The sequence below is a fragment of the Streptomyces tibetensis genome (assembly GCF_040647715.1).
Classification (GTDB): Bacteria; Actinomycetota; Actinomycetes; order Streptomycetales; family Streptomycetaceae; genus Streptomyces; species Streptomyces tibetensis_A.
This window is the reverse complement of the sequence record NZ_JBEZCR010000001.1, coordinates 887,130-900,515: the sequence shown is the minus strand read 5'-3', so window position 1 is coordinate 900,515 and position 13,386 is coordinate 887,130. Positions and strand designations below refer to the sequence as shown.

Here is a 13,386-nt window from a genome sequence, read left to right as displayed (position 1 = left end):
GAGGATCTCAAGTGACCAGTAGAACCTGGACGTTCAGAGCGGCCGCCATAAGCGTGGCGCTCGCGGCGGCCACCGCCACCGCCTCGACGTACGCGGTGGCCGACGACGCCTCGGCCCCCCGGCCCACCACCGTGGACCGGCACGACCCGGCGGATCGTCACCACGACGAGCACGACCTCGAAGGCCCGCTGAGCAAGACGCAGGACGCTCAGCGCCAGGAGGCCCTGAAGCAGGTCATATCCGGCAAGAGCAAGGTCAAGAACCGCGAGGGCTCGAAGGTCGTCCAGCTCAAGAGCAAGAAGGGCGACGACAAGTACGTCGAGCTCGGCCGCGAGAAGACCGACAAGATCTTCACCATCCTGGTCGAGTTCGGGGACAAGGTCGACAGCCGCTACGGCGGCACCGCGGGCCCGCTGCACAACGCGATACCCAAGCCCGACCGCAAGAAGGACAACTCCACGGCGTGGAGGGCCGACTACGACCAGGAGTACTTCCAGGACCTGTACTTCGGTCACGGCAAGGGCGTCGACTCGGTCAAGACCTACTACGAGAAGCAGTCCTCGGGCCGCTACTCCGTCGACGGCGAGGTCTCCGACTGGGTCAAGGTCCCCTACAACGAGGCCCGTTACGGCAACAACGCCTGCGGTGACACCAACTGCCCGAGCGTGTGGAACGTCGTCAGCGACGGTCTGAACTCCTGGGTCGCGCAGCAGAAGGCCGCGGGCCGCACCGACGCCCAGATCAAGGCGGACGTCGCCCGGTTCGACGAGTGGGACCGCTACGACTTCGACGGCGACGGCGACTTCAACGAGCCCGACGGCTACATCGACCACTTCCAGATCGTGCACGCGGGCGAGGACGAGTCCGCGGGCGGCGGCGCCCAGGGCACCGACGCGATCTGGGCGCACCGCTGGTACGCCTTCGGCACCGACGCCGGCGCCACCGGCCCCGCGAACAACAAGCTCGGCGGCGCGAAGATCGGCGACACCGGCATCTGGGTCGGCGACTACACCGTCCAGCCGGAGAACGGCGGACTCGGCGTCTACGCCCACGAGTACGGCCACGACCTCGGTCTGCCGGACCACTACGACACCTCGGGCGGCGAGAACTCCACCGGCTTCTGGACGCTGATGTCGTCCGGCTCCTGGCTCGGCACCGGCAGGAACGAGATCGGTGACCTGCCCGGCGACATGACCGCCTGGGACAAGCTGCAGCTCGGCTGGCTGAACTACGACAAGGCCAAGGCCGGCGTCAACTCCTGGCACAAGCTGGGCGTGGCCGAGTACAACACCAAGCACAAGCAGGCCCTGGTCGTCGACCTCCCCAAGAAGGCGGTCACCACCGAGCTCGTCACCCCCGCCGAAGGCAAGACCCAGTGGTGGAGCGGCAGCGGTGACAACCTCAAGAACACCCTGACGCGTTCGGTCGACCTGACCGGCAAGTCCAAGGCGCAGCTGACCCTCGACGGCTGGTACGAGATCGAGGCCAACTACGACTACCTCTACACCGAGGTCTCGACCGACGGCGGCGCCAACTGGACCGCCCTGGACGGCACGGTGGACGGCAAGCCGATCCCGCGTGACGGCAGCGACAAGCCGGTCCTGACCGGCACGGTCGACGGCTACAAGAAGCTCGCCTTCCCGCTCGACGCCTACGCCGGCAAGAAGATCGACCTGCGCTTCCGCTACCAGACCGACGGCGGCCTGGCGATGAAGGGCTTCACGGCCGACTCGATCGCGTTGACCGCCGACGGCGCCCCCGTCTTCACCGACAACGCCGAGAGCGCGGACGACGCGTGGAAGGCCACCGGCTTCTCCCGCATCGGCGCGTCCTTCACCAAGGACTACGCGCAGTACTACATCGCCGAGAACCGGCAGTACGTGTCGTACGACAAGACGCTGAAGGTCGGTCCGTACAACTTCGGCTTCACGGCGCGCCCGGACTGGGTGGAGCACTACGCGTACCAGAACGGCCTGCTGATCTGGAAGTGGGACACCTCCCAGGCGGACAACAACACCAGCAAGCACCAGGGCACCGGTCTGGTCCTGCCGATCGACTCGCACCCGGACCAGCTGAAGTGGGCCGACGGCACGCTGATGCGCAACCGCATCCAGGCCTACGACTCGCCGTTCAGCCTCTACCGCACCGACGGCATGACGCTGCACAAGGCGGACGTGGCGAAGTACATCCCGGGCTCGAAGGGCGTCTCGGTCTTCAACGACCGGAAGAACGACTACTACGACGAGTCGAACCCGACCGCGGGTGTCAAGATCACTGACACCAACACGAAGATCAAGATCCTCAAGGAGGCCAAGGACGGCTCGACGATCGAGCTGGAGGTCGGCGCAGCGGGTAGGTAATCCGCATCCTTGCAGGTCAGAACATGATCGGCGGTGACCCACTGGCGGGTCACCGCCGATCCGTGTTTAGGTGCGTCCTGTGGCTCTCTTATTGACACCGACCGACACGGGGGGATGAGCGCATGGCCGCAGGAGGCTTCTGCAAGCTGCCGAACGGCACGGTGGTGGTGGCACTGAACCTGCCCAGCCCCGCCGCCGACGGCCCCGGCGCAGTGCGCGTCCTCGTCCACTCCGTGAACCGCGCCCGGGCCCTGACCAGGCTCCGCAACCTCGGTCTGCGGTCGGTCTACCTGCGCGGCAACGCCGCCCCGCCGACCCCCGACGAGATCACCGCGGTCCTGCACCACCCCGACGGCCTGATATGGCGCACGGCCCCGGACAACGGTGTCGCGGCCGGCCCGGAGCTGGTCCAGGAGCTGTGGCGCCCGATCAGGGCCCTCCTGCGGCGCCCGGCGGCCCACACCTGACCCGCGCCGGGACCCGGGACTACTGCACGACCGGTTTGCCCGACAGCTCCACGCCCGCCCCGCGCAGCTCCTCAAGGGCCCGCTCGGTGCTCTCCTGGGCCACCCCGGCCGTCAGGTCGAGCAGGACGTGCGTACGGAAGCCCTCCCGGGCGGCGTCCAGGGCCGTGGCCCGTACGCAGTGATCCGTGGCGATGCCGACCACGTCGACCTCGGTGACCTCACGGGAGCGCAGCCAGTCGGCCAGGGACGTGCCGTTCTCGTCGGCCCCCTCGAAACCGCTGTACGCCGCCGAGTACGCCCCCTTGTCGAACACCGCGTCGATCGAGCCGGAGGCGACGGCGGGGGCGAAGTTGGGGTGGAAGCCGACGCCCTCCGTGCCGGCGACGCAGTGCGCCGGCCAGGAGCGGGAGTAGTCCGGGTTCGTGGAGAAGTGGCCGCCCGGGGCGATGTGGTGGTCGCGGGTGGCCACGACGTGCTGGTAGCCGGACCCGGCCGCCTGCCCGATCAGCTCCGTGACGGCGGCGGCCACATCGGCACCGCCGGACACCGCGAGACTGCCCCCCTCACAGAAGTCGTTCTGCACATCGACGACGATCAAGGCGCGGCGCATGGTCGGTGTCCTTCGGCTATGAGGTCAGTGAGGTCGGCAGGCCCGGCCGGTGCACCACCGAGCCTATTGACGAAGGGGAGCGGACGGGAGGGGTCGCGGGTCGGCGCACATCGGCACACCGCCTTTAGCTACCCGAGCTCTCGTGCAGGTACTCCGTGGGAAGGACGGGCTCCCCGCGCGAGAGCTGCGTGGCCGACATCGGCAGACCCGCGCGCGCCCTCGTGTGCCGCTCGCGCGCCGCGTCCAGGGGCTCACGCGCCACCACCTCGCCCCCCTTGACCAGCTCGACCAGCAGCTGCCGGTCCGCGAGCGCGGCCGGCACCGGCCCGGTGCCGAGCACCTCGGCCTCGGCGACCCCGTAGGAGTCCAGCCGCCGCGCGGCCCACTTGCGCCCGCCCACCGACGTCTTGCCGCCGGTGGACTTCTTCGCCACCGGCACCAGCGGGGCCTTCGGGTCGGTGGACTCGGCGCGTGCGACCAGCTTGTAGACCATCGAGGACGTGGGGTGGCCGGAGCCGGTCACCAGCTGCGTCCCGACGCCGTACGCGTCCACCGGCGCCGCGGCCAGTGAGGCGATCGCGTACTCGTCGAGGTCGGAGGTCACCACGATCTTCGTGTCGGTGGCGCCCAGCTCGTCCAGCTGCTGGCGCACCCGGTGCGCCACCAGCAGCAGGTCGCCGGAGTCGATCCGCACCGCGCCCAGCTCGGTCCCGGCGACCTCGACGGCCGCGCGGACCGCCTCGGCGACGTCGTAGGTGTCCACCAGCAGGGTGGTGCCCCGGCCCAGCGTGTGCACCTGGGCCCGGAAGGCGTCCCGCTCGCTGTCGTGCAGCAGGGTGAAGGCGTGCGCGGAGGTGCCGACGGTGGGGATGCCGTAGCGGAAGCCGGCCGCCAGGTCGGAGGTGGTGGCGAAACCGCCGACGTACGCGGCCCGGGAGGCCGCCACCGCCGCCAGCTCGTGCGTGCGCCGGGCGCCCATCTCGATCAGCGGCCGGTCACCCGCGGCCGCCGACATCCGCGAGGCCGCCGCCGCGATCGCCGAGTCGTGGTTGAGGATCGACAGGATCACGGTCTCCAGCAGGACGCACTCGGCGAACGTGCCCTCGACCCGCATGATCGGCGAGCCCGGGAAGTACACCTCCCCCTCGGGATAGCCCCAGATGTCGCCGCTGAACCGGTAACCGGCCAGCCACCGCAGGGTCTCCTCGTCGACGATCTCCCGCTCGCGCAGGAAGTTCAGCACGGCCGTGTCGAAACGGAAGTTCTCCACCGCGTCCAGCACCCGGCCGGTGCCTCCCACGACGCCGTAGCGGCGCCCGTTCGGTAGCCGCCGGGTGAAGACCTCGAACACGCTCCGCCGTTCGGCCGTACCCGACGCGAGGGCGGCCCGCAGCATCGTCAGCTCGTACTGGTCCGTGAACAGAGCCGTCGAGGGTACGTCCACCGGCAGCCCAAGATCCGCTACGTCCACTTCCGCTCTCCTCGCCGTTCTCGCCGGGTGGCCCGTCGGCCGTAGGTCCGGGGGCCGTCCCCCGGTGTCCTGCGTATGGTGAGGAGCGTACCCCCATTTCGTCAATCTGACGATTGCCGTCCCGGGAGACGCGATCCCCTTACGGCCAGGCCCGTTTGTGCGACTACCCCCCTCGGGTGGCAGCATGGGCAGTGTGACGTCACCCGCGCCCCTGGAGATCGAACGCACCGAGTCGGCGGAGGAGGTCTTCGCCGTACCCGAGCCGGATGTCCCGTGGGTCACGATCGTCCACAACGACCCGGTCAACCTCATGAGCTACGTGACGTACGTCTTCCAGTCGTACTTCGGCTACTCCAAGGACAAGGCCACCAAGCTCATGCTCGACGTCCACCACAAGGGCCGGGCGGTCGTCTCCAGCGGCAGCCGCGAGGAGATGGAACGCGACGTGCAGGCCATGCACGGCTACGGCCTGTGGGCCACCCTCCAGCAGGACCGCAAGTAGCCAGCACCCCGCCCAGCAGCGAAAAGGCGTTCATGCCCGGAACCTTCGAACCGCTCCCCGGCGGCGGCGCGGCCGTCGCCCTCGACGACGTCGAGATCTCCATCATCCGGTCGCTGGCCGTCCAGCTCCTGGAGCTCATCGGCCCCGGCCCCGCCGCGGACGCCCCCGACGACCCGCTCGCCGAGCTGTTCGCCGAGGGCCCGAGCGAGCCGCCCAGCGACCCGGTGCTCAGGCGGCTCTTCCCGGACGCCTACAGCGACCCCGAGCAGCCCGCCTCGGCACGGGACGCCGAGGAGCAGCGGGCGCACTCCGCGGAGTTCCGCCGCTACACGGAGAACGACCTGCGGGCCGGCAAGCGGGACAGCGCCCTCGCGGTGATCCGCTCCCTCGACGCGCTCTCCTCGGCCTCCGCCGGTGAGGGCGGTGCCGTGCTGAAGCTGTCGCCGGCCGAGTCCCAGCAGTGGCTGGGGGCCCTGAACGACCTGCGGCTCGCGATCGGCTCGCGGCTCGAGATCACCGACGACGAGGACACCGACCTCCTCTACCGCCTCCCGGACGACGACCCGCGCAAGCCGATGGTGATGGCCTACCTGTGGCTCGGTGGACTCCAGGAGACGCTGGTCGGAACCCTTATGCCCTGATCGGTGCGGATTTCGTGACCGCCGAGTGATCGAACGGTGTTCGCTCAGAGGACACTCAAATCCGGATAACGATCCCGTCACCGCACCCGCCGCCTATGGCCCCTCTGGGTGCGTTTTGTCTGCTTTTCCCTGTGTCGTGCGCCACAGGGCGCCCCTGTGATCAGTGTTTCGGGCGTGATAAATCTTCACGACCGCCCGGCAGAACACCACCCGAATGTTCGGCCGGGTGCGCCACCGAGCCGGCGACCGCCGGCCAGGCACGAGCGGGCTCGCGGCCCGCTCAGCTCCATCATTCCGGGGGGATCGAAACCCGATCCGAGGCCGACGAGGGCCCGGGTCGGCATGGAGAAAGGCGCACCACACATGACCTCTGCGCAGGTCGACACGGAGAAAGCACCTGAAGAGGGCTACGAGCGCGGACTCGGCAGCCGTCAGGTCCAGATGATCGCGATCGGCGGCGCCATCGGCGTCGGCCTGTTCATGGGCGCCGGGGCGAACATCGCCAAGGCCGGACCCAGCATCATCCTCATGTACGCCCTCGCGGGCGTGATCATCTTCTTCATCATGCGAGCGCTGGGCGAGCTGCTGCTCTACCGCCCGGTCTCCGGCTCCTTCGCCGAGTACGCCCGCGAGTTCCTCGGCCCGTTCTTCGGGTTCGTCACGGGCTGGACGTACTGGCTCATGTGGGTGGTCACCGGCATGGCCGAACTCACCGCCGCCGCCATTTACATCCACTTCTGGTTCCCCGAGATCCCGCAGTGGGTCAGCGCCCTGGTGTTCCTCGTGGTGCTCTTCGGCGTCAACCTGATCTCCGTCAAGATCTTCGGCGAGGTCGAGTTCTGGTTCTCGATGGTCAAGGTCACGGCCATCATCGGCATGATCGTCATCGGCCTCGGCGTGCTCACCCTCGGCTTCTCCGACGCCGGTGACACCGCCACCGTCTCCAACCTCTGGGCGCACGGCGGCTTCTTCCCCAACGGCATCGGCTCCAGCCTGATGACCCTCCAGGGCGTCATGTTCGCCTACCTCGCCGTCGAGCTCGTCGGCGTCACCGCGGGCGAGTCCGAGAACCCCGAGAAGACCCTGCCCAAGGCCATCAACACCCTGCCCTGGCGCATCATCGTCTTCTACGTCGGCGCCCTGCTGGTGATCCTCTCCGTCGTCAAGTGGACCGACTTCTCCGCCGGTGAGAGCCCCTTCGTGCACGCCTTCGGCGAGATCGGCATCCCGCTCGCGGCGGGCATCGTCAACTTCGTCGTGCTCACCGCCGCCCTGTCGTCCTGCAACTCGGGCATGTACTCCACCGGCCGCATGCTGCGCGACCTGGCCGCCAACAGCGAGGCCCCGAGCGCCTTCGGCAAGCTCAACGCCCGTAAGACGCCCGCCGTCGGCATCACCGTCTCCGTGGCGCTCATGGGCATCGGCGTCGTCCTGAACTACGTCGTCCCGGAGAAGGCGTTCCTCTACGTCACCTCCGTCGCCACCGCGGCCGGCATCTGGACCTGGATGATGATCCTCGTCAGCCACATCCGCTACCGCGCCGCCGTCGACGCGGGACGGCTGCGCGCCTCCGCCTTCCCCGCCCCCGGCGGAGCCCTCTTCAGCTGGGTCGCGCTGATCTTCCTCATCGGCGTCACCTGCATGATCGCCTACGACAAGGACGCCCGGGTCTGCCTGTACGTCGCCGCCGGCTGGGCCGTCGCCCTCGGTATCGGCTGGGCGTTCCTCAAGCGCCGCAACCCCCAGCTCACCGAGCGCCGCGACCCGGCGTTCGAACAGGTCGGCTGACCAACCCGCGGGACGCCCGCCGCAGGGAGTACTCGTGGCACTCCCTGCGGCCGCCGCTCAGGGCGTCCGGCATACGGGCCGTTCCGTACCAACCCTCGGTACGGAACGGCCCTTCTGCTTATCCTGGCGAGCATGCTGACCATCACCCAGGCCCTCGTCGACCAGATCGTCGCCCACGCGCGCAAGGACCACCCCGACGAGGCGTGCGGCGTCGTCGCCGGACCGGCCGGCTCGGACCGCCCCGAGCGCTTCATCCCCATGCTGAACGCGGCCATGTCGCCCACGTTCTACGAGTTCGACTCCGGCGACCTGCTCAAGCTCTACCGGGAGATGGACGACCGCGACGAGGAGCCGGTGGTCATCTACCACTCCCACACCGCCACCGAGGCCTACCCCTCGCGCACCGACATCTCCTACGCCAACGAGCCCGGCGCCCACTACGTCCTGGTCTCCACCGCCGACACCGACGGGGCCGGAGAGTTCCAGTTCCGCTCCTTCCGCATCGTCGAGGGCGAGGTCACGGAGGAAGAGGTGCAGGTCGTCGAGGCCTACTGAGAACGCCTGAACAGGGCGGTCTCACTCCCCGGCCCGAAAACGTCCGCCATGTGGGATCACATTCCAGTACCCGGACCGGGAATCGATACGATGAGCCCATGGTTTTCCACGACGTGAGCGAAAAGACGCCGGGCGATCTGCTCGTGGCGCGGCTGCACGTCGACCTGTGCAGGCTCGCCAGCGCCATCTGTTGACGCCCGTCCCTGCCGCCGTACGGCCGTGAGCCGCGGCGCCGCACACACGCACCACCTGCTGTTCCTGCGCTGCCGCGCGCCCCGATCGACTACTCCCGACAGGAGCCCTGAAGCCATGGCCATCGAGGTCCGCATCCCGACCATCCTCCGCACCTACACCGACGGTCAGAAGGCAGTGGAGGGCAAGGGAGACACCCTCGCCGAGCTCTTCACCGACCTCGAGACCCGGCACGCCGGCATCCAGGCCCGCATCGTCGACGGCGACCAGCTGCGCCGCTTCGTCAACGTCTACCTCAACGACGAGGACGTCCGCTTCCTCGACGGCATCAACACCAAGCTGTCGGACGGCGACAACGTCACGATCCTGCCGGCCGTGGCCGGCGGCATGGTCTGATCAACTATGCGCTACGACTCCCCCCTGGCCGCGGTCGGCAACACCCCCCTGGTGCGCCTGCCGCGGCTGTCGCCGTCCGCCGACGTCCGCATCTGGGCGAAGCTGGAGGACCGCAACCCGACCGGGTCGGTCAAGGACCGCCCCGCTCTGCACATGATCGAGCAGGCGGAGAAGGACGGCCGACTCACCCCGGGCTGCACCATCCTCGAGCCGACGTCGGGCAACACCGGCATCTCCCTGGCCATGGCGGCGAAGCTCAAGGGCTACCGCATCGTCTGCGTGATGCCGGAGAACACCTCGCAGGAACGCCGGGACCTGCTGGGCATGTGGGGCGCGGAGATCATCTCCTCCCCGGCGGCGGGCGGCTCCAACACCGCCGTGCGCGTCGCCAAGGAGCTCTCGGCCGAGCACCCCGACTGGGTGATGCTCTACCAGTACGGCAACCCGGACAACGCGGGCGCCCACTACGCCACGACCGGCCCCGAGATCCTCGCCGACCTGCCGTCCGTCACGCACTTCGTGGCCGGCCTCGGCACCACCGGCACCCTCATGGGCGTCGGCCGCTACCTGCGCGAGCACAAGCCGGACGTCCAGATCGTCGCCGCCGAACCGCGCTACGACGACCTGGTCTACGGCCTGCGCAACCTCGACGAGGGCTTCGTCCCCGAGCTGTACGACGCGTCCGTCCTCACCAGCCGCTTCTCCGTCGGCTCCGCGGACGCTGTCACCCGCACCCGCGAGTTGCTCCAGCAGGAGGGCATCTTCGCCGGTGTCTCCACGGGCGCCGCACTGCACGCCGCGATCGGCGTCGGCAAGAAGGCCGTCAAGGCCGGGGAGCCGGCCGACATCGTCTTCGTCGTCGCCGACGGCGGCTGGAAGTACCTCTCGACCGGCGTCTACACGGCGGCCACCACCGAGGAAGCCATCGACACCCTCCAGGGCCAGCTCTGGGCGTAGCCGACGGCGAGCCGCCCGACGGCCGGCGGCACCGACACAAAGGGCTGGAGTCAACGACTCCAGCCCTTTCCGGTGCCTGAGGCCCACCGCCCTCTTCCGGTGCAGGCCCACGCCCTCTTCCGATGCCTGAGGCCCACCGCCCTCGCGGACGCCCCTAGCCTCGGGCTCAGCCCGCCAAGTACCGCACCTGGTCCCACAGCGCCGGATCCACGACACCGACCCGCCGCCGGAAGCCCCACACCGGGACCTCCCGCAACTCGTCCGTCTCCAGGAAACTCGCCCTGCCCCGGGCATCGCCGACCGAGCCCGGCGGCAGCGGAATCACCCCGCTGCGCCCCTCACGGAACCGGGTGGTGATCTTCGCGACCGTCGCCCGCTCCCCGCGCACCGCCAGCACCAGACAGGGCCGGTCCTTCGCCCGGGCCTCGTCCTCGTACGGCACATCGGCCCACCAGATCTCCGCCGGCTGCGGACGGCCCTCCTCGAGGACGGGCCCCGCACTCCGGCCGCGCCGGGCCGACGGCCGCCGGCCCCGCCCCCAGCCGTCGACGAGCGTGGCGACGAGCGCGAGCAGCACCACCGCGGCGAGCGCCAGCCACCAGGACGTGTCCATACTGAAAGACGTTACCGGCGCCGCCCCTGCCACGCGCCCCCCTCACAGGGATCACCCCCGGCTCTGCCAGCCGAACCGGTGACACCACAGGTGAGTTCGCCCACAACAGGCCTTGGCGGAGGAGCTACCGGAGGTTTTGCGCCTTACGCTCGACGGACCGCACGACCCCCGACGCCCCTCTCAGACTTATCCCGCCAGCGGAGGTTTCTGCTTCATGAAGCTCACCGTCGTCGGCTGCTCGGGGTCGTTCCCGTCCGCGGAATCGGCCTGCTCGAGCTACCTCGTCGAGGCCGACGGCTTCCGGCTGCTTCTCGACATGGGCAACGGTGCCCTGGGCGAGCTGCAGCGCCACTGCGGTCTCTACGACCTCGACGCGATCTTCCTCAGCCATCTGCACGCCGACCACTGCATCGACATGTGCGCCTACTTCGTCGCGCGCTACTACCGCCACGACGGCGGCCGCTGCGATCCGCTCCCCGTCTACGGACCCGAGGGCACGGAACACCGGCTCACCACCGCCTACGCGGACACCCCCTCCGCCTCCTCCATGAGCGAGGTCTTCGACTTCCACACGGTCAAGCCGTCGACGTTCGAGATCGGCCCCTTCACGGTGCACACCGAGCGGGTGGCCCACCCCGTGGAGGCGTACGGCATCCGGATCGAGCACGGCGGCAAGGTGCTGACGTACTCCGGCGACACCGGGGTGAGCCCCGCGCTGGACGAACTCGCCCGGGACGCCGACCTGTTCCTGTGCGAGGCGGCGTTCACGCACGGCAAGGAGGACATCCCCGACCTGCACCTCAACGGCCGCGAGGCGGGCGAGACGGCGGCCCGGGCCGGTGCCCGCCGCCTGGTCCTCACCCACGTCCCGCCGTGGACGGACCCCCAGGTCAACCTCGTCCACGCCCGCGAGGTGTACGACGGCCCGGTGGACCTCGCCGCACCCCGGCAGACGTACGAGATCTAGGGCCTGTCGTTTGGATCAGCCCGCAGACGCGGGGCCTGGCACGCGCATCTGCCGCGTTGTCGTCGGTTGCCGACGCTCCGCGTCGACGCCCTCCTCCGCCTTGCAGCCGCACGCACCAGGCCCCGCTCACCGGCACTGACAAGAACCGCCGATGTCCTGCACCCTGATCCAAACGACAGGCCCTAGCCCACGCGCGCAACGGCCCCGGAACCAGGCGGTTCCGGGGCCGTCGTCGGGCCGCGTGCTACTTCGCCTCCGCCTTCTGCAGCTCGGCGAGTTCCTCGTCGGACTCCCGGCCCGGCGTCGGCAGGTTGAACTTGGTGATCGCGAAGCGGAAGACCACGTAGTAGACCGCCGCGAAGCACAGGCCGACCAGCACCAGGCCCCACGGGTTGGTCGCGATGCCCAGGTTCAGGCCGAAGTCGATCGCGCCGGCCGAGAAGCCGAAGCCGTCCTTCATCCCCAGCGCCCAGGTCAGCGCCATCGACACACCGGTCAGCACGGCGTGGATCGCGTACAGCACCGGCGCGATGAACATGAACGTGAACTCGATCGGCTCGGTGACACCGGTGACGAAGGAGGTCAGCGCGAGCGAGAACATCATGCCGCCGACGACCTTGCGCCGCTCGGGACGGGCGCAGTGCACGATCGCGAGGCAGGCCGCGGGAAGGGCGAACATCATGATCGGGAAGAAACCGGTCATGAACTGCCCCGCCGTCGGGTCACCGGCCAGGAAGCGCGCGATGTCCCCGCTCTTTCCTTCGTAGGAGCCCGCCTGCAGCCAGGGGAAGGAGTTGAGCAGGTGGTGCATGCCGATCGGGATCAGCGCGCGGTTGGCGACACCGAAGATGCCCGCGCCCACGGCTCCGGAGCCGACCAGCCACTCACCGAAGTTGTGCAGAGCCGTACCGAGGACCGGCCAGATGTAGCCGAAGACGACGCCCATGACGAGGCCGGCGAAGGCGGACAGGATCGGCACCAGGCGGCGACCGCCGAAGAAGCCCGCCCAGTCGGGCAGCTTGGTGCGGTAGAAGCGCTGATAGAGCAGGGCCACCACGATGCCCATCACGACACCGCCCAGCACCTTGGCGTCCGCGGGAGCGTCCACCAGGACGGCCTTGTCGCCGACCTTCGCCGCCACCTTGGGCAGGGTCGGGTCGGTGAACGTGCCCAGCACGTTCTTGAACACCAGGTAACCGACCACGGCGGCGAGCGCGGTCGAGCCGTCCGACTTCTTCGCGAAGCCGATCGCGATGCCCACGGCGAACAGCAGCGGCATGTTGTCGAGGATCGCGTTGCCGCCCGCGGTCATGAAGCCCGCGATCTTGGTGATGAACCCCGGGAAGGAGTCCCGCCCCAGCATGTCGGTGTTACCGAGGCGGACCAGGAGGGCGGCGGCCGGCAGCACGGCGACGGGCAGCATGAGGCTGCGGCCGATACGCTGCAGGACCGCCATCACAGCGGAGCCCTTCTTCGGGCCCGCGGGCGCGGCAGTGGCTGTGGACATGAACTTCCTCCATGAGGCAAGGCGCCGCCCGGGGAAGAGTTCGACAAGGGGACGGCGGCGTCTCAGAAAAGGACCGCGGTCTACGCCGCGCGACCTCCACCGGTGAGTGGTGTAGACCAGTTGTAGCACGGTAGGCCGAACGAGTGGAACCCGCCAATTCCGCCCCGCCGCGGACGATCACACTCCCCGCGCCGCCCCCATGTCGTGCGCCTTTTGTCGAGAGGCGGGCTCGTGGTGTAGACCAGGCGTTCGACGGTCGCACGAACGTGCCGCCATCCTTCGGCACGCACGACAGGGCCGCTCGCGAAGGCGGGCCACCTGTGGGTTACTGCGACAAAGCGGTTCGGATCAGGGAGAACG

General features: G+C 69.3%; 14 protein-coding genes. 10 read left to right on the top strand and 4 right to left on the bottom strand.

What is annotated here, in order from left to right:
• Nucleotides 1-11 precede the first annotated feature (11 nt).
• Both AB0B29_RS04065 and AB0B29_RS04060 read left to right on the top strand, forming a co-directional pair.
• Entirely contained in the window at nt 12-2,360 is a 2,349-nt protein-coding gene (locus AB0B29_RS04065; RefSeq protein WP_362233617.1) for an immune inhibitor A domain-containing protein, read from the top strand.
• Between the two features lie 122 nt (nt 2,361-2,482).
• On the top strand, nt 2,483-2,827 hold the full coding sequence (locus AB0B29_RS04060) for a hypothetical protein (RefSeq protein WP_362233614.1): 345 nt from the start codon (nt 2,483-2,485) through the stop codon (nt 2,825-2,827).
• A gap of 19 nt (nt 2,828-2,846) precedes the next feature.
• Here the strand turns inward: AB0B29_RS04060 and AB0B29_RS04055 are convergent, their stop codons facing one another.
• The gene (locus AB0B29_RS04055; RefSeq protein WP_362233611.1) at nt 2,847-3,437 is read right to left on the bottom strand and encodes a nicotinamidase; all 591 of its coding nucleotides are present in this window, start codon (nt 3,435-3,437) and stop codon (nt 2,847-2,849) included.
• A 124-nt stretch (nt 3,438-3,561) separates the two neighbouring features.
• Nucleotides 3,562-4,908, bottom strand: a complete 1,347-nt coding sequence (locus AB0B29_RS04050; protein ID WP_362233608.1) for a nicotinate phosphoribosyltransferase — start codon at nt 4,906-4,908, stop codon at nt 3,562-3,564.
• Between the two features lie 184 nt (nt 4,909-5,092).
• Between AB0B29_RS04050 and clpS the strand changes: the two genes are divergently transcribed.
• The 7 genes from clpS (at nt 5,093) to AB0B29_RS04015 (ending at nt 9,939) form a co-directional block, all read left to right on the top strand.
• Nucleotides 5,093-5,410, top strand: coding sequence for an ATP-dependent Clp protease adapter ClpS (gene clpS / locus AB0B29_RS04045; protein ID WP_031102986.1), 318 nt, complete (start codon nt 5,093-5,095; stop codon nt 5,408-5,410).
• Nucleotides 5,411-5,442: 32 nt separating this feature from the next.
• Nucleotides 5,443-6,051 carry a DUF2017 domain-containing protein gene (locus AB0B29_RS04040; protein ID WP_362233605.1) on the top strand — a complete coding sequence of 203 codons (609 nt, stop codon included), beginning with the start codon at nt 5,443-5,445 and terminating at the stop codon, nt 6,049-6,051.
• A gap of 363 nt (nt 6,052-6,414) precedes the next feature.
• Nucleotides 6,415-7,839, top strand: coding sequence for an amino acid permease (locus AB0B29_RS04035; protein ID WP_362233602.1), 1,425 nt, complete (start codon nt 6,415-6,417; stop codon nt 7,837-7,839).
• Between the two features lie 132 nt (nt 7,840-7,971).
• Entirely contained in the window at nt 7,972-8,394 is a 423-nt protein-coding gene (locus tag AB0B29_RS04030; RefSeq protein ID WP_031140077.1) for a Mov34/MPN/PAD-1 family protein, read from the top strand.
• Between the two features lie 98 nt (nt 8,395-8,492).
• Nucleotides 8,493-8,588 (top strand): putative leader peptide, encoded by a 96-nt coding sequence (locus AB0B29_RS04025; RefSeq protein ID WP_311688247.1) that lies wholly within the window; start codon nt 8,493-8,495, stop codon nt 8,586-8,588.
• A gap of 115 nt (nt 8,589-8,703) precedes the next feature.
• Nucleotides 8,704-8,982, top strand: a complete 279-nt coding sequence (locus AB0B29_RS04020) for a MoaD/ThiS family protein (RefSeq protein ID WP_104779689.1) — start codon at nt 8,704-8,706, stop codon at nt 8,980-8,982.
• A gap of 6 nt (nt 8,983-8,988) precedes the next feature.
• Complete coding sequence (locus AB0B29_RS04015) at nt 8,989-9,939, top strand: PLP-dependent cysteine synthase family protein (protein WP_190197722.1); 951 nt, start codon at nt 8,989-8,991, stop codon at nt 9,937-9,939.
• 166 nt (nt 9,940-10,105) lie between these two features.
• On the opposite strand, the gene AB0B29_RS04010 is transcribed toward AB0B29_RS04015, so the two are convergent.
• Nucleotides 10,106-10,552, bottom strand: a complete 447-nt coding sequence (locus AB0B29_RS04010; RefSeq protein WP_362233599.1) for a type II toxin-antitoxin system PemK/MazF family toxin — start codon at nt 10,550-10,552, stop codon at nt 10,106-10,108.
• Nucleotides 10,553-10,766: 214 nt separating this feature from the next.
• Here AB0B29_RS04010 and AB0B29_RS04005 point away from each other — a divergent pair, with 214 nt between their 5' ends.
• Complete coding sequence (locus AB0B29_RS04005) at nt 10,767-11,519, top strand: MBL fold metallo-hydrolase (protein WP_362233596.1); 753 nt, start codon at nt 10,767-10,769, stop codon at nt 11,517-11,519.
• 244 nt (nt 11,520-11,763) lie between these two features.
• On the opposite strand, the gene AB0B29_RS04000 is transcribed toward AB0B29_RS04005, so the two are convergent.
• On the bottom strand, nt 11,764-13,026 hold the full coding sequence (locus AB0B29_RS04000; protein ID WP_362233593.1) for a PTS transporter subunit EIIC: 1,263 nt from the start codon (nt 13,024-13,026) through the stop codon (nt 11,764-11,766).
• Nucleotides 13,027-13,386 lie beyond the last annotated feature (360 nt).